The sequence below is a fragment of the Marinilabilia rubra genome (assembly GCF_003121985.1).
In the GTDB taxonomy this organism is placed as follows: domain Bacteria; phylum Bacteroidota; class Bacteroidia; order Bacteroidales; family Marinilabiliaceae; genus Marinilabilia; species Marinilabilia rubra.
Genome location: NZ_QEWP01000006.1, coordinates 201915 through 225443, shown reverse-complemented (window position 1 = coordinate 225443; position 23529 = coordinate 201915). Strand labels below are relative to the sequence as shown.

The window sequence follows — 23529 nt, the reverse complement described above, 5'->3', positions numbered from 1 at the left end:
CGGAAAGAGCAAGACAAGTTCTTTCCGGTTTTTTTATTGACCTTAACATCAGAAAGTTCGAATAAACCTTTTGTCAAGATTAACGTAAAGTTAGTGGACAATTTTTTTCGGTGTACCGGGAATGTTGTTTTTTTGTGAGATTGATTGATTTTGCCCTTTCCGGGAATATTTCAAACGAAAACTATTATGAAAATTTTGTATGTTTCGCTATTGCTGATAGCGCTTTCTGTAATTCCGGCGTATTCGCAGGAGAATCCTAAAATTGACGAGGAAAAACTAATATCGAACTCGGGTGAAGTTGGAGAAGCCTTTATTGAGGAGAAGTTATCCGAAGGAGATAAATTTTACCGTGATGGCTACTATGAAGGCAGCTATCGGGCTTATTACGATTTGTATGAAGTTACCACCGAATCGGCCCCTCTCAACTACAAATTGGGAGTAAGTGCCTTGTTAGGCGGACAGCCAGATCAGGCCTCAAGGTATTTAGAAGAGAGCTTACCCTCGGTAGCTGATGACTACTATCTGCTGCTGGGGTATGCCTATCGTGCCGAATTGAAATTCAGCCGTGCTCGTGAGGCCTTCGAAAATTATAACAATACCCTTCCTGGCTGGAAGAAAAAACAATTCCGGTCACAATTCAATCAGCTACTTAACGAATGTGAATTTGGTGAGCGCAATGCCACTGATTCTGTTCCGGCTTTTGTGTTTAATATGGGGCCGGCTGTAAACAGTTACTACGACGAGTATGCTCCCGTAGAAGACCCGCAGCATGAGCGCATCTTTTTTACCACCCGCCGTCCCGATAGATTGCCTGACATTCCCGTCGGCCGTGAAAACTTCGAGGAACGCGTTTTAGAAGCTGCTTTCGTTAATGGGGAAGCATCTGAGGGGGTCGAGGTTGGTCGTCTCAATTCCCGCTTTAATACAGCCGTTTCCGGAATTTCTCCCGATAAGGAATCCCTCTATATTTACGAAGGAAAAAAGAGTGGAGGCCACATCAGTGTATCTGATATCGGCGGAAAGAAAGCCAAAAGACCCAGGAATCTGGGCGGTCGCATCGATCATAAAATCTATAAGGAAACCACTTTTACTGAGACTGAAGACCGCGTTGTCTTTTTCGTTACCGATCACCGTAAAGGAAAAGGTGGCAAAGACATCTGGACTGCCAAAAGGCGTGGAAAGTCGCGTTTCTCCAGACCAAAGAATTTAACCGCTCTGAATACCGATTTGGATGAAGAAGCCGTTTATGTAACGCCCGATGGCAGCACCCTTTATTTTGCCTCTGAAGGTCATCCGGGATTTGGTGGTTTCGACATTTACAAATCGGAGAAAAACCGCGATGGCGACTGGATGATGCCGGTAAATATCGGCCAGCCATACAACAGTGGTTACGACGACCTCTTTTATTTCCCAACCTCCGATTCGCTCACCGTTTTTGTGGCCTCTTCGCGGGCTGGTGGGTTTGGTGGACTCGATCTCTATAAAATAAAAAAGGACACCCGCATTCCATTTACCATTGCGGGAGAAATCACGGAAAAATCATCTGAATCTCCACTTTTTGCCAAAGTTTCGGTGGTGGATACCGTAAAGCATGAACCTGTAAAGGCGGCCTGGACCGATTCTGTGACGGGTGAATACCTGATCGCTTTGGAAGATACCGGAAGTTACCAGTTGCAGATAAGCGCCGAAGGTTTTAAAATGACGCTTGCATCCATCATCAACCCCACACGGAGAGACGCCGCACTGACTGAGGATTTTGTGCTGGAAAAACTGAAGCATCCATATACCATCAAAGGAGTTATTACCGATGTGGACACTCAGAAGCCTGTGCAGGCAGAGATTGTATTCCGACCGACGAGCAAGGATTCGATCACCCATCGAATTTTCTCCGATGCTGAAACCGGTTCTTACAGCATTACTTTTGAGGATAAATCCAATATGGAAATGGAAGTAACCGCTCATCATTTTTATCGTCAAACGTTTGACCTGATGTTGAAAAACACCCTGGCTTCTTCAGAGGTGAAAGACATTGAAATGGAGAAGAGTCTGAAAGAATACACGCTCAGCGGAAAAGTGATTGAAGAGAAGACCAATGATGAGGTACCGGCTGAGCTGGCTGTTTATGAGCCGGGTGCAGAGGAAGCCCTTCTGGTGGCTTATGCAGATTCCACCACCGGGAATTATTCATTTACTGTATATCAAACCGGGCCTTTTTTGGTGGAGGTCAATGCTGACGGATATTTCTTTAACAACCTTTCGGTGCAGTTTAATCCCGATTCTACTCTCAAGGTTCAGAATATTACATTGCAGCCCATGCTGACAGGAGCCCGTATCGTGGCCGAAGACATTCTGTTTACATCGGGTAAAGCTACGCTGATGGCCGAATCATACCCTGAGCTTAACCGTTTGGTGCGTCTGCTGAATGAGAATCCTTCGATTCGCATTGAGGTGTCGGGACATTCCGACAATACCGGTTCGGCCTCCCTCAATAAGAAATTGTCAAAATCGCGTGCCCTCAGCGTAAAACGTTACCTCGAGTCGCAGGGCATCGATCCCGATCGCATCGAATATGAGGGGTACGGATTTGATCAACCCATAGCCCCCAATACCACGCCTGAAGGCCGTGCCAAAAACCGGCGCGTGGAAATTAAGGTGATTGAATAGTGGATAGTTATAGAGAATAGTGATCAGTAGGGACGCAACATCTTGCGTCTATAAGAAACCAATGACTAAGAGTTGGTTTAGGAAATGAGACCATTTGAAGAAAGAAAAGTTGAAAATTGTTGAAATATGAAGATTGCAGATGTTTTAAAAACCGTGTTACCAGCAGCAGTCATTTTGTTTGCCGGCTGTCAGGATGACGATATTGTGGTGAATACCGATAACACAGATGACAACCGCGAAATAGAAATTGCTGCCCCGGCTGGAGAGATAACCTATGAGATTGCCGATTTGCTGGCCGATCTGGATAATGAATATGTGTTTGTTGATGAGCAGGGGCTGGTCAATGTTTCATACGATCAAACCGTGGACATTGAATGGGAAACCCTGGTATCTATTCCTGATGTCTCGGAATCCTGGTCTTTTTCCCCAACCGAAGGCATCCCTTTTCCTTCGTCCCAGCTCAAGGCTGCTGCAAATGTATCCTTCACAGAGAAGGTTCGACTCAATAATCGTGACGATGTGCGTTACGACAGTTTGAATATGGATAACGGACTTCTTGTTGCTCAGTTGCGATTTCCTCCCGGAACTACCGGAACAGCATCGGTAACCATTCCCGAGGTGACAGACAACGGAACCCCGTTGACATATACTTTTGATGTTACTGAAACCACTTATGTTTTCGACATAAACGAAGATTTGTCCGGCATGCAGGTGGAGCCTTCACAGGCCCCCGATTCGAGTTACCTCTCGGTAATCACCGCAATGGATCTCACAAATGTAGCTGTAGGAGATGTGGCGTTGGATTTTCAGTTGACCAATATGCAGCCGGGCATGACTTTCGGTTATTTTGGTAATCAGACGTCCCCGGTTCGAAGCGAAGAACTGGTCTTTGATGTTTTTGATGATCTTGAATTACTCGAAGAGCAGTCCATTGAGTTTGGAAATGTATTTCTCAATCTGGAAGTAAACAGTGGTATCGGAGTACCATTCAATGTGCGTGTGGAAAATATGAACTTCTACATGGAGGATGGCACGCCTTATTCGGAGCCTTTGACAGTGGATGGTAATCCCTTTATTGATATGACTTTGGAAGCGGCCACTTATGCCAATCCCGTTGAACCGACAACAACCTCTCTGCGCATTAATAAAGAAACGCCTTCCAATATAGTTGATATTGTTAATTCTTATCCCCGGCGAATGGAGTTTGATGTATTCTCAGAGTCCAATCCCACGCAGGATCCTCAAACCTTTAATTTTATGGGGCCCGATAATGTTTTGAACGGAACCATGAATGTAGTGTTGCCCGCCTACTTCAAGACCAGTGCATATAATCGCACAGATACGGTAGATTTTGATTTTAATGACATGGTGGGGGAAGACGATGAGGATGTAAGAGAGCTGCAAGAATTCACTGTTTATTTTGATTTTTTCAGTAAGATACCTGTGGATATATCGGCCGGTGCTTATGTAATTGATGGCAACGGCAACAAAATCGATGACCTGTTGGAGGCTTCAACCAGTGTTATTGCTGCAGGTGTGCCTGATGGTGAGACAGGAAAAGTGACAGAAGCCAAACAAACTACTTTTACCATAACTGTTTCCGGTGATCAGATTGATCAGTTCCTCGATCAAAATGCTATGAACATTGTGATTGAAACCGATTTTAATACCGGCGGTGACGATTACATCCGGATTTATGAAGATATGGACTTCCGGGCTGTGGTATCATTCGAAGGAACAGGTAAAATCCCATCATTTTAAGGACTTGAATCTTTAATGTTTCATCAGAAAAAATTGAGCAAAATGCAGATTAAAAAATATATACTGACCCTTTTCATAGCTTTTGTATTTCTGTTGCCTGGAGGGGCGCAAATGCCCATGGGGCTTTATTTCATGGAAACCATTCCGCAGTCTTCCCAGATTAATCCGGCTATGCAACCCCGGGCCAATGGCTTTTTTGCCCTGCCACAGGTGGGGGCTGCCATGCAAAGTGACATGGCTTTCAACGATGTTTTTCAGGAGCAGGGCTCGGAATGGGTGACGCCACTGAGCGCCCGTTTCAACTACGACGATCTGTACAACGTCATCGGAAAATCGGCCAACATAAACCAGAATGTCAATGCCGATATTTTAGGATTTGGCTTCCGCTCGGGTAAAGACTACCTCACTTTTACGCTGGGCATACGAAACGTCACTCAGATGGGTATGCCTGCCGATCTTTTCAAGATTTCCGATGCCGGATTTCCCGACGGACAGAGTTTCGATTTCTCGACCATGCGCATGAAGCAGGCTGCCTATCATGAACTGGCCTTTGGTTACAGCCGTGAATGGAACGACAAATGGACTTTTGGGATGAAGTTTAAGCCTCTGTTTGGCATCGCCGGCGGGGTGACGGATATCAATAGCTTTGAACTCAATACGGGTCGTACTCAGTGGGATGTCAATGTGGATGGGACCATTTATACCTCGGCACCCCTGGAGGTAACGGAAGGTGAGCCCGGCGATTTTCCGGAGTCCATCGAAGGCAAAGACCTTACTGACAGTGAAACTTCGGAGTACTTCACCTCTTTTAAAAACGGCGGAATGGCTTTTGACTTTGGTGCTGTGTATGAGTTTTCGGATCAGTTGACATTTTCGGCCGCATTAACCAATCTTGGCTATGTGAAGTTTAAGGAAGAACTGAACAGTTTATCGTTCAACGGTACTTACGCTTTCGATGGTATTGCGGTCGACGATACTGATGAAGAGGTCATAGAACAGGCATTTGAGGACATCGCTGATTCTCTAGAGACAGTTATTGATTACGATGTGAAGCACGAGAAATTCAGTGTGCCTTTGTCGCCTTCCATGTTTGTGGGAGCTTCTTATCAGTGGACGCCTTCGGTGTCTTTCGGCTTTTTGTCACGCAGTTTGTTTCAGAAGTACAATTTCCGTCAGGACTTCAGTCTCTCAGCCAATATTCAGCCATACAGCTTTGTGGCGCTCAACCTGAATTACAGTCAGCGAATTAAAGGGGCCGGCGGATTGGGCGGAGCTCTTTCATTTCTGGCCGGTCCGCTGCAATTGTACCTGGCCGCCGATTACATGCCTGCGCGTTACGCCAACGTTTCGTTCGACGATGGCGAATCAACAGCAATGCCTTACAAACATAAAGACCTGAACCTCCGGTTCGGTCTCAATCTTATTTTTGGTCGCCATGGATACCGCGACGAGCCTATGCTATCGGCCAGAGGTCAGTGATCTGTGGTTAGTAAACAGTAATCAGTGGTTGGTGGAAAGGTCGTTGTTTTAAGCCGCGGAGAGCCGATGGAGTGGTAGCTCGAATATATTCCCCTACTACAACAGGCTGCGGAGCGGGGACAGATCGGTAGAAAAGCATGCCCCCAAAACAACCACAGCCGCAGAGCGGCGACAGATCGGTAGAAACGAAATAGGTATGCATCCACCAAGCTGCGGAGCTGCGTCCGAAAAAAGAATACGCTTGTATCGCAGCTCCGCAGCTTCATGTGACTGCCATCATTGTTTTTTTACCGTTCTGCCACCGCTCCGCGGTTCTTTGTTGCTCCATTCATGGCCTGCTGTTACCGTTCCGTCACCGCTCTGCGGTTCTGTGAATTTATACGCCGGTGTAATGGACCTGTTAAAGCCGCGGAGCGGCGAACGATCGGTAATAGATATCGGTCAATGGAGACGGCCAAAGCCGCGGAGCGGCGACAGAGTGTTAGAAAGAAAGAAATTGTAAGAATGATCTAAGCTGCGGAGCTGCGTCCGAAAAAAGAATACGCTTGTATCGCAGCTCCGCAGCTTCATGTGACTGCCATCATTGTTTTTTTACCGTTCTGCCACCGCTCCGCGGCTAATTGTTGCTCCATTCATGGCATGTTGTTACCGTTCCGTCACCGCTCTGCGGTTCTGTGAATTTATACCCGGTGTTATGGACCTGTTAAAGCCGCGGAGCTGCGGCAGAGTGGTAAAAGGTTGGCTGTATGGACGCAATTAAGCTCCGGAGCTGCGACAGATTGGCAGAAAAAGATTATCTTTAGGATAAAACCAGCTGCAAAGCAGCACCTTTCTAATTAATATAGCTTATGAAACCTAACACCTACACTCAATTTAATATTCACCTGGTATTTGCAGTGGCAAAACGGGAAAATGTAATCAACCGTGTTTTTGAAGGGAGGCTCTATGAGTATTTCGGAGGGATATTAAAAGATAGCGGGCATTTTCCTCTCGCTATAAATGGCTATCTTAATCATGCTCATCTGTTTTTTGAGTTGAATCCAAAACAGAGTGTATCGGATATTGTCAGAGATCTGAAAACAGGCTCTTCGGGGTGGATTAATAAGAACCGGTTTCTGCCCGGCGTGTTTGGATGGCAACCGGGATACGGAGGTTTCTCTTATTCACGGTCACAAAGATCAAATGTGATCAGGTACATTGATGGGCAGAAAGAACACCACCGGAAAGTAACTTTCAGAGAGGAATATCTTGGAATGTTAGAAAAATATGGAATAGAGTTTAAGAATGAGTACCTGTTTGACTTTTTTGATTAAGATAGTATACTCTTCCGTCACCGCTCAGCGGTTAATTGTTGCTCTGTTCTTGTCATGCAGTTACCGTTCCGCCACCGCTCCGCGGTTTGCGGATTTAATCGCCGACTTTATGGGCCTGTTAAACCCCGGGGCTGCTAAAGATCGACAGGTAATCGTATCTCCAAAACACCCAAAGCCGCGGAGCGGCGCTATAGTGGTAGAAAGAAAAGCATGCCCCCAATCAATCCAAGCCGCGGAGCGGCGGACGAGCGGTAATGGGTACCGGTCAATAAACCCGCCATAAGCTGCGAAGCTGCGATTGACTTCTGTCGCAGCTCCGCAGCTTCATGTGGCTGCCATCATAGTTTTTTTACCGTTCCACCACCGCTCCGCGGCTCATTGATGCTCCATTCATGGGATGTTGTTAACGTTCTTTCACCGCTCTGCGTTTTTAGAATTTAGATGCCGGCTATATAGGCCTGTGTTGTTTAAAGAAGTCGCGTAATAATGCATAACATACTTGTAAAAGTCCTACATTTAATGTGAAATTCTTTTTTTCAATGCCTCTTTATGCTTTTGTGCAAAACTGAAAGGTTTGCATATGCATTGATTGAAAACAAAGACAAATTTCTGATAATATAAACTTTGCGTCATCGCGTCTTTGCGTTTAGGCTTTTTTTAACGAACTAATGTGTTTAAACGCAAAGCCAAAAAACAACCGAAACTATGAATGTAAAAAAGATCGTTGCCGAATCTGCTGTAAAATATATTCAGGACGGAATGGTGGTTGGTCTTGGCTCAGGTACTACTGCTCACTGGTTTATAAAAAAGCTGGGACAAATGGTTGAAGACGGTCTGGAAATAAAAGCTGTGGCAACCTCTGTGGAATCAGAAGTATTGGCCAAAGAACTTGAGATACCCATTGTAAATTTTGAAGAAATAGATCAGATCGATGTGACGGTAGATGGCGCTGATGAGGTGGATCCAGGTTTAAACCTGATAAAGGGGGGTGGGGGAGCCTTGCTGAGAGAGAAAATTGTGGCCAATGCTTGTCAGCAGTTAATTATCATAGTAGATGAAACCAAGAAGGTGAAGCATTTGGGGACGTTTCCTTTGCCGGTTGAGGTGGTTCCCTTTGCACTGAGCCTCACAAAAAAGAAGGTGGAAGAATTGGGGTGTAAGTCCGAAATACGGATGAGCGATGAGAATCACAGGTACCGGACCGACAATGGCAATTTTATTCTGGATTGCGAGTTTGGAAATATCTCTCATCCCCAGGAACTCCACCAACAGCTTAATATGATTCCCGGAGTTGTAGATAATGGATTGTTTATAAATCTGGCACCCAGGGTTCTGGTGGGGTATAAAAACGGGAATATAGAAACCCTGAAAAAATCTGAATAATAAAGCATGTGTTATCAACAACCCTCAAATAAGTCAATTATGAAACTTTTTACTTCTGCCCTTCTACTTCTGGTTATATGTTCAAATATTGTTGCACAGACCGAAGAAGAACCTGTTACACTGGAAACCCCTACCGGAAATATTGAAGGCACATTGTGGTTCCCCTCTTCATCGGGTAAAATACCGGTAGCTTTAATCATTGCAGGCTCGGGACCGACCGACCGAAACGGCAACAACCCGATGATGACCAACAATTCTTTGAAGATGCTGGCTGAAGGGTTAGCCGGTAAAAACATTGCATCAGTGAGATACGATAAACGGGGAATTGCCCAAAGCAGAGATGCCGGGCCGGAAGAAGCAAATATTCGATTTGATAACTTTGTTGATGATGCAAAAGCCTGGGTAGATTTAATTGATGAGGATTCAAGGTTTTCAGAGATAATAATTATTGGGCACAGCGAAGGATCTTTAATTGGGATGATAGCGTCTCAAAAAAGGGAGGTTGCAAAGTTTATTTCTCTTGAAGGTGGTGGAATTCCTGCAGGTGACTTGTTAAGAGAACAGTTGAAGAATCAACCTCCGATGGTTTTAAATCCTTCGTTGCCTATTATTGAGCAGTTAGAAAAAGGAGAGATGGTAGACAGCGTTCCCCAGATGCTGTATTCACTATTCAGACCAAGTGTTCAGCCATATATGATTTTGTGGTTTAAGTACAATCCTCAGGAGGAGATTGCCAAATTAGACAAGCCAATTTTAATAGTTCAGGGAACCACCGATATTCAAACAAGCATTTCGGATGCAGAAAAACTGGCAAAAGCCAATGATAATGCCGAGAAGCTAATTGTTGAAGGAATGAACCACATTCTTAAAGATGCGGAAGCCGACAGACAGAAGAACATCCAAACTTACAACAATCCTGACTTGCCATTGAAGGAGGGGTTAATAGAATCGTTGGCGGAGTTTATTAAGGAATAGAAAGGATTTCTCTCACAGTCCCACTCAAAATCATTCTGGAAAAAGGTTATTATCTTAGAGCTCAAATCATTCATATCTACACGAAAAAATGAAATACAAAAAACTCAATACCAACTGGAAAGCAGAACCTAATTCACCCCGGCCGGAGATCATGGAAGAAGAGGATGGAATCAGGTTGACATTTGACCTTAACTCTTTGGATTTTGAACACATTGATGAAGGGGAAAAAGGGACGCTGGAGTTTAAGGATGTGTGCAAGTATCGCCTGGGGACCACTGAAGAAGAGTTCCATAAAGGACAATTTAAAAATAGCAATGATCAGTTGCCATTGGGAGAATTCTATGAACTGAAGAACTCCAAATGGGAAAAGAATTTCCCTGATGATGAGGTATTGATCAACCCCTCGGTAAAAACCAAAGGACTCAGACATTTTATTCTTTTCCTCAAGGATGAAACCTTTGAGTGTATTGCAAAAGATTTTGAATTTTCATTCGATCATTCAGTTGCCAATGAGTTGTTTGGCAAATATCCTAAAGGGTATCTAAGTCACTACCTGGGCATGTTTGTGTCTAATTTTGATGCCCCGACGACCAACAATTTTAAAGCCTACACCGATCTGTACATCCAGATGGAAAGCCTCAAAGAATTGGAGGGTGTAAAAGGAGAGATTAAGAAAATAAAAAACAACAACGATCTTCCATTATTTCTAAAACTCGCCAACCAGACAGGTATTGAGGGTTTTGGGATGAAGCAACTCAATGAAATGATTAAGGTAATAGAGGGTTATAAAGGGAGATAGATTCAGCCATAATACACGGACCAGATAGAGGTTCTTATAGGTAGAAACGATTTGGAATAATTGTACTTGGTTAATGAATTTAGATTTCTTTCTAAAAGCTTGGGGAGCCATTGACGGAATTTTGTAACAAAAAAATTCAGCATATTAAGGGTTGGCCCTCTTCGAGGATCCTCTTTTTCGGACCGCTTGTCCCCGGGTTGAAACCCGGGGTTATCGAGGTTGGACCCTTGCAGGGCCCCGGTGACATTCTTAAAAAGTTCTCTCGCAAAATTTTATCATCAGGAAAGCAAGCACAAGGGTATAATTTAAAATTCTCAGGATTATTGGGATTTCAAGGTTTCTTAAAATAGGGCCTGCTGAAAAAGTCAAAAGAGCAGAATTTACAAGCCGCCCAATCGAAGGAGTATTGAAATACTTCGAGATTGGGGCGGTGAAGTAAATTTTGTTCTTTTGATTAGCCGGGTTTTTATATATAAGTGCAAAGAAATTTGAGAATGTTGTGAAAAAACCTTGCACCTATTATCTCGGCAACAAGCTTTAAGTGTTTAATAGTTAGTAAAATAGGCGTTTTTCAGCCCGCCTTAAAATAGAGACAATTTGAATATAAAGAAAGGAGCCTGAAGGGCTACCATATTTATAGCAAATCGGATAAAATGGGTTTCGACGCCGAGTGTGTCGTACTTTCGACAGAATGAATTCAGATCGTAAAAGAGCATATCAAATCCCCAGCCTCTTCAACTTCTCACCCCATTCCATCTTCACCGCATAATTCATGCATCTTACAAAAATGTCGTGGTTAAAAGCTGCCGGCTGAAGATCAGAGGTAGCCCTGTCGGTGTTGGTTCTGTCGAACACCCGGTTGTCGTGCATATAAGGCAGATACGCCTTAATGTAACGGTCGAACAACTCCTCTGCCGGGTTGCGGTCATAGTTTTCGGGAGAATCGTCATATACAATCTCCACCCCTTTCACTTTCATAAATGGTTCGTTGTAATTGACAATTTCATCCAGTTTTACGGGGGTTTTGTTGGAAATATGATAGATCTCCCCGGTGCCGGGATTTTGGATGATTTGAAGGGCAGCATTAACAAAATAGTCTATGGGAATAAGATTAAGTCCCCCCGATTTAGGCAGCACTATCTTTAAGGGTAAAAACAAGTAGCCATCCTCATCCATTTTTATACCATGCATTTGTGATTTCTTTCCGCCATTGTTTTTAATGTCGTTGAGATAGATGTCCCTGATGGCCATAAGCGAACGTATGGGATAATAAAGCGCATTGAATTTAAGCGAGCGACCGGTTCGTGAATCGCCATAAACGATCGTGGGGCGGATGATGGTATGAGGGATGGCGTTCTCTTCACAAAATGTGGCAATATTCTTTTCGGCCTGAGCCTTGCTCTCTTCATACACATTGACAAAATCAGTGGTGTTGGGCAGCTGCTCTTTGCAAGCCGTCCCGTTCATTCCGCAGGCATAGGCTGTGCTGATGTAATGAAAAAACTGAAGGCGGGCATCAGCCGCAAACTTCAGGATATGGTTTAAGCTGTGTACATTGGAATCAAATACCTGCTGGCGCCGGCGTTCCGAGAAACTGGTGTCAGAAGCACAGTGAATCATTTGATCGGACGCCTGGCACAATTCCTTGTATTTCGGCCGATCCAGCCCAAGTGCCTCCTGAGAGAAGTTAATCTCTATCGTATCCAGCCTGCCTGTTGGGACCTCTTTGCCAAACCATTTTAAGATGTTGGCAATTCTTTGAGAAAGCGTAGCATCATCCGTCGACCGGCCTAAAGCAATAACGTGGTAGCCTTTTTCGAGCAAGGCAGCCATCAGGTGACTTCCTAAAAAGCCGGTGGCCCCGGTGAGAGCGATGGTAGGGGTATTATGTGGATGCATTAAAATAAATTTGAGCGTTAGTGTTTTAAGTAATCAGTGCTCCGTTAACCTTAGGTAAAGGTATGTGGGGTAAAATGCAGGTTATCAACTTTACAATAGATCATTAAATTCTTAGATACCTGCCTGACGGCAGTCAGGTAAGATTTTAAGACGCACTATATGGTGCTAATAACCATTTATTTAAAGTAATTATGCTTGTAAATTACAAAAGTTTAACGGAGTATTGAAACTTATAGCATTTATCTTAAATCTTTTGTCTATTCGTCTAACAATCTGTTTTGTATTCTAACTGTAAAGAAAATTTTCTTTTCGACAGAATCCCTGGGTGAAAAGTTGGAAAATGGACTTTACCGTACCTGTCTTTTTCACATATCCTTCAATCATCATTGCCGCTTCTCCAAGGGCTTGTTGCATATGGGCAATTTCATCAGGGTCGTTTTGGTCGAGGTAGTAATCGTATTCAAAAACACAACGCTTTCCATTATCCAGAGGCGTGATGAAACCATAGTCATTTTTAATCTGATGCTTTTCGGCAATTCGTCTGAACTCCCCATCAATTTCGGCAATTAAGGCGTTGTCAATGGGCAGATAGATGATCAGGGCCACCACATGCTTTTCACGCCCCATGCGAGAACTGATGATTCTGAACATATTCAGCCATACCAGGTCTGTCATTTCGGGTTTGTCAAACAGCTTCTTGAAAAAAGACTGCAACTCCGGATCCACTTCCTTAGCCAACTGTTCGGGCGAGGGGGAGAGGGCTGTTTCGGAGAGGTCGGTAAATCCATTTAATTTCAAGTAAGAAAATGGTTCGTCGTCCGACATTTCCTTCAACAGCGAAAGCCAATTGGCCGATCGAAGCGAGGGCATTCCCAGGTACAAAGCTTTAAACAGTTCCTGATCAATGGTGGGAAGCTCCATGTTTTGAATGGTTTTGATGTCGTACTTTCCACCGATGACCAATACCAGATACTCAATTCCTAACTCTTTTTGGAAAGTATTTTTGATTTCCCAAGCCAGCTTTTTGGTAGGAGCCATGAAGGTGGATAAGTACTCGCCTCCTAAAACACCAATGGCCATTCCAATGCGGTGCGTGGCGCACTCTTTGGAGAAGTCCAGAGCCTCGTCCATCGTGGCAAAAGGAATCAAAATGCCTTCTTCGTCACCGGTGACGGGGTGCAGTCTGATGCTTGCTGAAGTGCAAATAGCCGGGATCGTACCATCAGAAGGATTAAAGGCGAAAAGATTGGGTGCATCCTTATCGCTCAGCTTGAAGGGAGTGCCATCTTTGGATACAAACTCCGCATCGATGTAATTATCGGCAGCTGTGCCGTAAGACGCCGAGAACAAAGAAAAGATTCCCGAGCACATGATGTTGGCGCATACCAATGCTGAGGGCTCGGCAGCATTTACTCTGTAGCCTCTTTCCTGAGCAGACTTCTGAAGGTCAAAAGCCGTTACTCCGGCCCCTGTTTTCACCAGCCAGTTTTTTTCATCAAATTCGATGGTTTTCATCCGGTTCATGTCAAGAACTGCTCCTGAGCTCATGACAAATCCCATTACGCTCGATCCGTTTCCTCTTACTGCAAAAGGAATATCATGGAGGTTTAAAAGTTTTACGATGGCTGAGACCTCTTCCCGGGTTTCGGGCATTATCACATAGTCGGGCATGGTGGGTTCAGCTACCGGTGACGGGTCGTGTGAGTAAGTCACTGCAATGGCCCTGTCGGAGGTGGCCCAGAAATCCCCCACAATTTTTTTCAACTCTTTGAGTACTTCATCAACTTCTTCTTTAACCACCTCTCCGCTTTTTTCAAGATGATCTGCCACATAATCTTTGAGAGCTTCCATGGCTTTGGTAGGGCGCAACTCAGTAACAAAGTAACACTGATAATCACATTTGCCGCAAAGGTCGCAGGTGTCAGCTATCTCCAGGCACTTTTCGGTGACCGGAACTTTTCCTTCTGCCAGGGCTGCATACAAATCCATTCGTCCCTGTGGATAAAAACTTACATAGTGCTTTTCCGGGCCCGATGCACAAACCCCGCTTCCCAGGAAATCGATTTTGCACATGGCGTAATGGCGACAGTTTTTGGCGGTGTTTAATGGTTCATGCATAGTAGTCTGTTTTGGTCTGACAAATGGATTTAGTAAAGCGGTGCCTTATGGCTTTTCCCATTTATGTGACGGTTATTCTCAAATATAGAGATTTTCAATCGATTTATTTTGATTATGTTACTAACTTGGGAAATCAAAAGCGATTAAGCCAGGGGGTAATCAACCATTTTTAAAAGCAACCATCTTCAGATTGAGCATCCTGTAACCAGCACGATAGAAAATATAAAAGATTAGCTATGAAAACTTTGAGTTCAACTGGAATTGGTTCCTGTTTGGTGATGTTGCTTTTGGGCGCCTGTGAGGATGAGCGTGAACCAAATTATGAATCTTCTTTAAAGTTAATCTAATTCTTATAAATCTGATTGTTTGTTGACAAAAGGTCCGGTTATTAGCTAAATTTAAGATAATAACTCCAGCTTCCTTTTTGTTTTGGAAAGCTGACGTTTCATCCTGATATACTTTTTATGCAAGAGGGGATAGATGTTCTTTTTTAACTCTAATCTTTAATTGCCTTGATAATGAAAACAATAGCTGCTATAGCTTTTTTCTTTGCATTGTCCTTTGGGGCTTTCTCTCAGCAGGATGGCCCATGGTGTTCAGCTTATGCAGATAGTATAGAAATTAGTTTCGACACTCTAAGTTCGGCTTTTGAAGATGTTACAATTGCCATAAAGGACACCACCGAACAGGAGCTAATAAAGCTTAAATTAGCAGAATTTTCTCAAGATTCCATAAAGTTAGTTTTTCTCAAAACGACATTTTATCCGGATTCTATTTCCAGAGTCATTGATAATGCCAGCGAAATGAGGCGAATGGGAAGGGATACTTTGTTCTTTGGCTGTAAAAGGCTCCATGGATACTCATTAACGGAGAACAGTTACTCAGGAAGAGAGATAATTATCAGCATGAAATATAAGAGGCCGTTTCGCATTTTTGATCTTTTTATTGTTCCTGCCTTTCGACACGTAACTCTAAAAAATGTTGAGATAAAATTAGCTCTGGATACAAATTATTAGTTATGCCATATCCCTTTTTCCAAAGTGTCTTTAACAGGCAAAAAAGTTCCAAAACCTCCAGTTATGTTCAGTTTGATGAAACATACAGTGTTTGGAGACTTGGATATACCCTTGGGATGTTATATGAAACCATTTCGTTATCTGAGTTAGGGGTTCCCGGATTTTCAGGGAAATATTCATTGTCTGATAGAATCAGGGATTTTTTAATAACCCATGAGATTTTCTGCAACCATACATCAATTTTCTCCGCGGAGAATAAATATCTTAAACAACATCTCGAAAAAATTGAGAACGGAGGTTCTCCGGAAGTAGTGGTTAAGGAGATTTTTGTATTAAAAAGGATTTATGAAACCAAAATAAAGGCTTTTTCTACGCACCTTTCAAATATCTTCAAGTTTGGTTTTCAGTTCAATGTGGCAAAGACTTCATTTCTTTGCTCCGGAAGAAGTTCGGAAGAAATAGAACTACAACTCTCAAGGTTGTATCGATATATTGATTTAATTGATCAGGGAGACAAAAATTTAGAAAGTACCAACCTCGAAATATCTGCAATTAATCTAAAGATTTTCAAGAAGGCTGTTTTACTTCTTGGGAAATGGAAAAATGACCTTATTTCCGTTGCCGGGTCAGACATTAAAGGATTCTATCAGTTGATTAACAATCGAATATTTGGGGTATTAAGAGCTATTATTTTGGATATTCAAAATCCGATCCAGATCTTACGCAGTAAATTTTTGCTTTATCTGATATATTACTATTCGATAGTTACTTTCCTTGCATTAATAGAACTCTTTATTGAGTTTGTTTTAGCCAACAATCAATTATCTTTTGATTTTTTGGGGAAATTCGGATTTAATGAAGGAATTCTGACTTTTCTCGTTTATGCAATCCCGGCCACTATATCATTGTTGATGCTTCTTCATTTAAGCTTGAAAAGGATTATCGTAAATGCTTTAATTGCCAGGAGGTTCAACAAAGAAATAAAAAAATACCTTAATCAAATCAAGGATAAATAGGGCCTTCTGAATAATTCAAAATGGCAAAATTTACAGGCCGGCCAATCGAGCGAGTAATGAAATCCTTCAAGTTTCGGGGGGTGAAGTAAATTTTGTTCTTTTGATTAGTAATTTTTAAATAATCAAGTTTAAAGAAAAGCGAGTGTGATGTGAAATATCTTTACAATTAAAGAGTTGTTGACGTTATTTTAAGTTTTAATAGTTATTGAAATATGAGTTTTTCAGCGCTTCTACTTAAAGGCCGGGGCTTATGACGAAAATTAAACTCTTCATCGCCACCTCTATCGATGGGTACATAGCCCGTGAGGATGGGGCACTCGATTGGCTCTATGCCATCCCCAATCCTGGGCAAACCGATCATGGATATGCCGATTTCTACAAAGAGATTGATACGGTCATTATGGGACGAACTACATACGAAGAGATTCTGGGATTTGGTGTGGAGTGGCCTTATCCCGATTGTCAAACCTATGTTGTCACCAGCGACGAATTCTACGAGGTAAAAACCCCAAACACCTCTGTTCTGAATCGACTGAAAAAGAAAACCATTGAACCGGTTAAGGGCAAAAGCAAAAGTAACATCTGGGTGGTTGGCGGTGGAAAGATTATCACCGCTTTTCTGAACCTGGGGCTAATCGATGAAATGCTATTGAGCATTATCCCGACCATACTGGGCCGGGGGATTCCCTTGTTCCCAGATGCCCCCAAAGAGACCCTTTTTGAATTGGAGAACGCTGAAACCTTTGAAACGGGGGTGGTTAATTTAATTTACAGAGGAAAACCAAATCAAAAACCTTAAACGCAACCATTGATTGACAGAGCATATTATAACCAGAAAGATGGAAAATATAAAGGCTGTAGTTTAAAAATGCGTTATTGTACTTAGAGATTGCCTAATGAAAGGCCACGAAAGGACAAAGTCACCATATTGAAAGTAAAAAGGGCATCCCTGGTACTCCCAGAAAGAATCCGCCGCACCTGATCTTCCATTGTTAAGGTTTGGCCCCCCAAAACACGCAACTATGAACTTAAGCCATTTTAAACGATTTGCTATGAAAACTTTAAATTCAACTATAATAGAGTTCTGTTTGGTCATGTTGCTTTTGTGCGCTTGTGACGATAAGCGTGTAGCTAATTATGAATCTTTTTTGATTGAAGTTGAGAGCATTTTTTTGCCAGAGGACATTACCGTTAATGAGCCTTTTGATATTGTATTTTCGGGAACGATTGGAATCAACGGCTGTTACCGGTTTTCTCACTTCGAAACTGAAAGAGAGGGCAATGATATTGTGGTCGAAACCTGGGGTGAATTGAATACCAGTGATGATGTTTGTGCGGATGTAATGGTTTACCTGGATAATGAAGCGCTAAGCTGTCAAATTCACGAAAAAGGGGATTATACCCTTAAGGTTAAACTGCCGGATGGAAGTTTTTTGAAGAAACAATTTACGGTTCAATGAAAAGTTTGAAATGCAGAAGTTCAAAAAACTTGGTTTTTCTTAGGTCTTAAATCTAAAAAACTAACCATCTTATAGATATGATGATATCAGTGTTTTTGATAGTTATGGGCTTTACCCTCCTAATATTTGGCGCCAACTGGATGGTGGAGGGTGCCTCATCGCTGGCCAGGAAATATAAAGTTTCCGATTTGGTTATTGGACTGACCATTGTTGCATTTGGCACTTCTGCGCCTGAAATGGTCGTTAACATCATAGCCTCATCAAACGGGTATTCAGATATTGTTCTGGGAAACATCCTGGGCAGCAATAACTTCAATTTATTTCTTGTTCTGGGTTTATCGGGCATGATATTCCCCATCAAAGTTGCGTCAACCACTGCCTGGCGTGAAATTCCCATTTCACTGGGAGTATCTGTGCTTCTTTTATTGCTGTTTTACGGTTTTTCAGGAGGGGACAGGACCATGCTTAGTCTTGTTGAGGGGCTTGTGCTTTTGGTTCTGTTTATGCTCTTTTTGTATTACGTTTTTACTCAATTGAAAAGTGAGACCAAAGCCCCCACTGAAAAGAAAGAAAAGGCAGCCTTAAATATTTGGGGCTTGATTGTCCTGGGATTAGCCGGATTGGTCATTGGCGGACGTTTGGTGGTAGACAATAGCGTTGCGGTAGCTGCCAAATTTGGGGTCAGTGAAAAAATCATTGGCTTAACCATTGTGGCTGCCGGCACTTCTTTGCCCGAATTGGTTACTTCTGTTGTGGCTGCTCTAAAAAAGAACAGTGACATTGCCATCGGAAACGTGATAGGCTCCAATGTCTTTAATATTCTTTTGATTCTCGGATTAAGCAGTCTGGTTAATCCTGTTGTTTATACCCCAAAGTTTGATACCGATTTATTCATCCTGATAGGAGGTACTTTGTTTTTGTTGACTTCCATGCTTACCGGACAACGGAAGACGCTGGATCGTTGGGAGGCAGCCTTCCTTTTTGTTTTCTATTTGTCTTATATGGTATATTTGGTGATGAAGGAGCTTTAGATTCTTTTTTGTTTTTTCACTTGCCTTTTCTTCTGATGAAGTCTTAAATTAACAATTGATCATATTGGTTGTGTTTTGCAGGTACTTACACAATTTATTATTTGGGAAACTAAGCACGCACAAGGCAATAGGCCCGTATAGTATTGTTAAAAAAGGGGTAAAGGTCATGAAAAAGCATTCCTTATTTTTAATCAGTTTGTTAAGTGTTTTTATTTTCCTGCTTTCGATTCAAACCGGAAAAGGTCAATTTCATTTAATTGGAACCTGGGAAGGAGTCTTTATGGAGGACTTCCTTGCAATAATAGAGTTCAGTGCTGGTGATGAAAACCAGATGGAAGGCAATCTGAAAATGTTTGCTGGTGATAATCAAATTCAGTATGACAGGATTGAGGCTATTGAGCTGACCAATAGCAAAATAACTTTTTATGTTCCCGCTAAGGAAACATCATTCGAAGGAAGTTTCAATGACCTGAATACCAAACTTTCAGGACAGTTTGTTTTTCCGGATGGATCGAAACATGCCATTCGATTAAATAGAAAACGAAGCGGTAAAGCACGTCTTGAGGAGTTCATACTTTTAAAAGAGGAAAAAACAGATGCAGAAAAACTGAGGACTGACCTGCATTTTCTTTACAACAGTTTAAAAAAACATCATCCCAGCTTATATACTTTTACCCCAAAAGATTCTTTCAATCTGCTATTTGACACGATTAACAATGAAATTAATTCAGCCCTTACGTTGGAGAATTTTTATTTTCAAACTTCGAAGTTGACCAATGCGGTAGGATGCAGTCACACCGGGGTAAAGCTGCCATCAAAATATCAGAGCTTTATCAATGAGTTTGGAAATCACTTTCCATTACGTTTATTTTTTAAAGATGGGAGAGCCTTTTATCTGTCAGGGATCTTATACAACGACTCCTCCATAAATCCGGGGAGTGAGGTGCTGAGCATAAATGATAAACCCGTTGATCAAATTATTAAACGAATGTTTTTCTATATTCCCTCAGAAGGCTGTAATACAACAACAAAGTATCATGACTTAAATAAAAGATTTAACAAACTGTTTTATTTCATAGACCATTCAGATGAATTTAAAATTAAGTTTCATGCTAAGGGAGCCATTAAATACAAAATTTTATCTGCGATCCGCTTAGCTGATCTTGACTCAGCCGGGGCTAAAGGTCAGAATCAAAACCTGGTAGATTTTTCCTATCTCAACAACCGCCCCCTTGGGCTGCTAAAAATAAGATCCTTTGCACTGAAGGATATGGAGCGTTTTTTCTTTCAGTTGGATAGTGTATTTGGTGATTTAAAAAATACCAATACACAAAACCTGATTCTTGATATACGGGATAATTCAGGCGGACATCCAATTTTTGCGGCGCAGCTGTTTTCTTATCTTACAGACAAAGATTTTGTTTATTTTAAAATGAATGAGGAGATTAAAGATTTTGAGCCTCTCTATAACACAATGCAGCCAAGCAGGAAGAGGTTTTCGGGAAAAGTCTTTGTTCTGATAAATGGAGGTTGCCTGTCTACGACTGGTCATTTGATATCACTGCTAAAATTTAATACCAATGCGATATTTATTGGAGAGGAACCTGGAAGTTCCTTTTCATGCAATGATTTCAGTATGAAGGTTACTTTGCCAAATTCCGGAATGGTAGTGAATATTCCCCGAACGACCTTTGAGACGGCAGTAAGCGGATTTACATTTTGTGAACCTTTTCCCGTAGACTACCCGGTTACAATTAAACCCATTGATGTCATAACCGGCAAAGACACATATGTGAAAATGGTTAAAGCAATCCTGGAAGAATAATCCGACGATCGAATAAAATCCTTTAGTTACATTGATCTCGCTTTTTGAGAATAATTGAAGATGTTTACTTTCCTGTTGAAAAAGCTCTTTTCGGTATTATGTTCGCATGAATTATCTTAAGATTATGAAGCAACCTTTTTATTCTTTTTTCATCAATACACTGAATCCCAAATGACAATGAACATGAAAAGAAAGGTTTTATTTTTTGTTGCTGCTATAATTGCATTTGTTTTTGCATCATGCGGAAAAGAGAAAAATAATGAGGAGCCCGGTTATGTTAAAATGCGCATTAACCACTATCAACAACCCGTTAATAATGAGGAATATTTTAAAGGACTTGCCTATCTTATCCAGGAAGGGGAAGAGATAGGAAGTGAAATCTGGCATCCTTTGCTGAATACTATCTCCGGATTTGATTATGAGCTTGGGTATGTTTATGAAATCGCAGTTATTAAGAATGAAATTGATGAAACGTTGATAGACAATCCCGGAGTTGAATATGCATGTGAAAGAGTCATTTCAAAGACCAGGGCACCAGAAAATGCTACTTTTCAATTAACAATTGCCATTAATTATACCAATGGATTTGAATCCCTTGTGGAAAAAAATGAAGAGTCGCACTACACCTTAATGGGGGAAACAGTAATCGAAGCCGGAGAGTTTTATAATACGCTTGAAGAGAGTATTGAAAATCAACACGGCCTTAGAGGAACTTTTTCTCATATGGATGATCAATCCATTTGTTTGGTGGGCCTGGAAGTTTTTGGGGAATAGTTTTTCAATTACTTCTACTCCTTCTAACAGAGTATTCCCGTTGCTTTTCTAGTGGCGGGTTTTTTAATTCATCAACGGGTACATTCTCCGTTATAAATATCTGTTATTTAGAGGTATTGCTTAATAAAAGTCCTTTAATTCCTGATTCCGATGGATGAGAGACAAGTTAGAGCTAAATGAATAATGGGCAAATGAGTTTTCCTGCTAAAATTGATTTTCGGAAATAATTCGCTGTAAGCATTTTTTCCCTTATTTTTGTGCTCCTTACACAGAAGAGAATAAAAATAAATAAAACAGATAAAATTTAATTGTATGGCCCAGGAAGACGTGTTTAAAAAATTGGTAGCCCATTGTAAAGAATATGGGTTTGTATTTCAGTCGAGCGAGATTTATGACGGACTAGGTGCCGTTTACGACTACGGGCAGAATGGCGTTGAACTCAAAAACAACATCAAAAAATATTGGTGGGACTCTATGGTTCTGCTCCACGAAAATGTGGTAGGACTGGATTCTGCCATTTTTATGCACCCTACTACCTGGAAGGCCTCCGGGCACGTTGATGCTTTTAACGATCCTTTGATCGATAATAAAGACAGTAAGAAACGTTACCGGGCCGATGTGCTCATCGAAGATCTGATGGCCAAGTATGAAGGGAAAATACAAAAGGAGATTGATAAGGCCAGTAAGAAGTTTGGTGATGATTTTGATGAACTCCAGTTCCGTGAGACCAATCCCCGGGTGAAAGCTAATCAGGCCAAACTCGATGAGGTTCACGGGCGTTTTGTGAAAGCGTTGAACGACAATGACCTTGAGGAATTGCGCCAGATTATTGTGGATTATGAAGTGGCTTGTCCGTTGTCTGGTTCTAAAAACTGGACAGATGTACGTCAGTTCAATCTGATGTTTGCCACTGAGATGGGATCTACTGCGGAGGGGGCTTCAAAAATTTTCCTTCGCCCCGAAACTGCGCAGGGTATTTTTGTTAACTTCCTGAATGTTCAGAAAACCGGCCGCATGAAGCTTCCTTTTGGGATTGCCCAGATTGGCAAAGCTTTTCGCAACGAGATTGTGGCCCGCCAGTTCATTTTCCGCATGCGTGAGTTTGAACAGATGGAGATGCAATTCTTTGTGCGCCCCGGAGAAGAGATGAAATGGTTCGAGTATTGGAAAGAGATGCGCATGAAGTGGCATAAAGCCATGGGAATGGGCGAAGAGAAATACCGTTTCCACGACCACGACAAACTGGCCCATTATGCCAATGCTGCCACTGATGTAGAATTCGAAATGCCTTTCGGATTTAAGGAAGTGGAGGGCATCCATTCTCGTACCGATTTCGACTTGTCTCAGCATCAGGAATTTTCCGGTAAAAAGATGCAGTATTTCGATCCCGAGCTAAATAAAAGCTATGTTCCTTATGTCATTGAGACTTCCATTGGCGTTGACCGCATGTTTCTTAGTATTTTGGCCGGAGCCTACACTGAAGAAGAAGTTGCAGGAAAAGACGGTAAAACCGAATCACGCGTTGTGTTGAAATTGCCATCTGTTTTGGCTCCTGTAAAACTGGCTGTATTGCCATTGGTTCGTAAAGACGGACTTCCTGAAAAAGCGCTTGAAATAATGGATCAATTCAAGTTTGACTTTAACTGTCGTTATGAAGAAAAAGATTCCATTGGTAAGCGTTACCGCCGTCAGGATGCGATTGGTACTCCTTTCTGTATTACCATTGATCACCAAACCATGGAGGATGATACAGTGACAATTCGTTACCGGGATAGCATGGAACAGGAGCGTGTGAAGATTTCGGATCTTTACGGAATAATCACAAATAGAGTAAGTATGAAGGAATTACTTAAAACTTTGGTATAATTTTTTTAAGCGCAAAGACGCAGTGACGCGGAGTTGCGGTTGGAGAATTAGATCTTTTTGAGATATAGATGAACCCGGCTTTTTGCCGGGTTTTTTGTTTTATTAATGGGGAGAGTCACCTTGCTTCGGATGTAAGGAATTTTTACCATA

Annotated in this window: 17 protein-coding genes; 15 read left to right on the top strand and 2 right to left on the bottom strand. The window is 42.1% G+C overall.

Features of this window, described 5'->3' with window-relative positions:
* The first annotated feature begins 186 nt into the window (after positions 1-186).
* The 7 genes from DDZ16_RS09655 to DDZ16_RS09625 all read left to right on the top strand — a co-directional run bounded on the left by DDZ16_RS09655 (position 187) and on the right by DDZ16_RS09625 (position 10374).
* On the top strand, positions 187-2664 hold the full coding sequence (locus tag DDZ16_RS09655) for an OmpA family protein (RefSeq protein ID WP_109264242.1): 2478 nt from the start codon (positions 187-189) through the stop codon (positions 2662-2664).
* A gap of 126 nt (positions 2665-2790) precedes the next feature.
* Positions 2791-4425: a hypothetical protein gene (locus tag DDZ16_RS09650; RefSeq protein ID WP_109264241.1), complete on the top strand. Its 1635-nt coding sequence runs from the start codon at positions 2791-2793 to the stop codon at positions 4423-4425.
* A 42-nt stretch (positions 4426-4467) separates the two neighbouring features.
* The gene (locus tag DDZ16_RS09645; protein ID WP_109264304.1) at positions 4468-5904 is read left to right on the top strand and encodes a DUF5723 family protein; all 1437 of its coding nucleotides are present in this window, start codon (positions 4468-4470) and stop codon (positions 5902-5904) included.
* Between the two features lie 848 nt (positions 5905-6752).
* Positions 6753-7217 carry a transposase gene (locus DDZ16_RS09640; RefSeq protein WP_109264240.1) on the top strand — a complete coding sequence of 155 codons (465 nt, stop codon included), beginning with the start codon at positions 6753-6755 and terminating at the stop codon, positions 7215-7217.
* Positions 7218-7922: 705 nt separating this feature from the next.
* Positions 7923-8600 carry a ribose-5-phosphate isomerase RpiA gene (rpiA, locus tag DDZ16_RS09635; protein WP_109264239.1) on the top strand — a complete coding sequence of 226 codons (678 nt, stop codon included), beginning with the start codon at positions 7923-7925 and terminating at the stop codon, positions 8598-8600.
* A gap of 39 nt (positions 8601-8639) precedes the next feature.
* Complete coding sequence (locus tag DDZ16_RS09630) at positions 8640-9575, top strand: alpha/beta hydrolase (RefSeq protein ID WP_109264238.1); 936 nt, start codon at positions 8640-8642, stop codon at positions 9573-9575.
* Positions 9576-9663: 88 nt separating this feature from the next.
* A complete protein-coding gene (locus tag DDZ16_RS09625; protein ID WP_109264237.1) occupies positions 9664-10374 on the top strand; it encodes a hypothetical protein in 711 nt (236 codons plus the stop codon).
* Positions 10375-11091: 717 nt separating this feature from the next.
* On the opposite strand, the gene DDZ16_RS09615 is transcribed toward DDZ16_RS09625, so the two are convergent.
* Both DDZ16_RS09615 and DDZ16_RS09610 read right to left on the bottom strand, forming a co-directional pair.
* The gene (locus DDZ16_RS09615; protein ID WP_109264235.1) at positions 11092-12273 is read right to left on the bottom strand and encodes an SDR family oxidoreductase; all 1182 of its coding nucleotides are present in this window, start codon (positions 12271-12273) and stop codon (positions 11092-11094) included.
* 285 nt (positions 12274-12558) lie between these two features.
* Complete coding sequence (locus DDZ16_RS09610) at positions 12559-14391, bottom strand: FAD-binding oxidoreductase (RefSeq protein ID WP_109264234.1); 1833 nt, start codon at positions 14389-14391, stop codon at positions 12559-12561.
* A 518-nt stretch (positions 14392-14909) separates the two neighbouring features.
* Between DDZ16_RS09610 and DDZ16_RS09605 the strand changes: the two genes are divergently transcribed.
* From DDZ16_RS09605 to DDZ16_RS09565, 8 genes are all read left to right on the top strand, one after another.
* On the top strand, positions 14910-15407 hold the full coding sequence (locus tag DDZ16_RS09605) for a hypothetical protein (RefSeq protein ID WP_109264233.1): 498 nt from the start codon (positions 14910-14912) through the stop codon (positions 15405-15407).
* 2 nt (positions 15408-15409) lie between these two features.
* A complete protein-coding gene (locus DDZ16_RS09600; RefSeq protein WP_109264232.1) occupies positions 15410-16423 on the top strand; it encodes a hypothetical protein in 1014 nt (337 codons plus the stop codon).
* Between the two features lie 250 nt (positions 16424-16673).
* Positions 16674-17222, top strand: coding sequence for a dihydrofolate reductase family protein (locus DDZ16_RS09595; protein ID WP_109264231.1), 549 nt, complete (start codon positions 16674-16676; stop codon positions 17220-17222).
* A 253-nt stretch (positions 17223-17475) separates the two neighbouring features.
* Positions 17476-17883, top strand: a complete 408-nt coding sequence (locus DDZ16_RS09585; protein ID WP_146192225.1) for a hypothetical protein — start codon at positions 17476-17478, stop codon at positions 17881-17883.
* 77 nt (positions 17884-17960) lie between these two features.
* Entirely contained in the window at positions 17961-18914 is a 954-nt protein-coding gene (locus DDZ16_RS09580; protein WP_109264228.1) for a calcium/sodium antiporter, read from the top strand.
* 166 nt (positions 18915-19080) lie between these two features.
* On the top strand, positions 19081-20739 hold the full coding sequence (locus DDZ16_RS09575) for a S41 family peptidase (protein ID WP_109264227.1): 1659 nt from the start codon (positions 19081-19083) through the stop codon (positions 20737-20739).
* Positions 20740-20922: 183 nt separating this feature from the next.
* A complete protein-coding gene (locus DDZ16_RS09570; protein ID WP_158275642.1) occupies positions 20923-21513 on the top strand; it encodes a DUF4377 domain-containing protein in 591 nt (196 codons plus the stop codon).
* 312 nt (positions 21514-21825) lie between these two features.
* Complete coding sequence (locus DDZ16_RS09565) at positions 21826-23379, top strand: glycine--tRNA ligase (protein ID WP_109264225.1); 1554 nt, start codon at positions 21826-21828, stop codon at positions 23377-23379.
* The last annotated feature ends 150 nt before the right edge of the window (positions 23380-23529 follow it).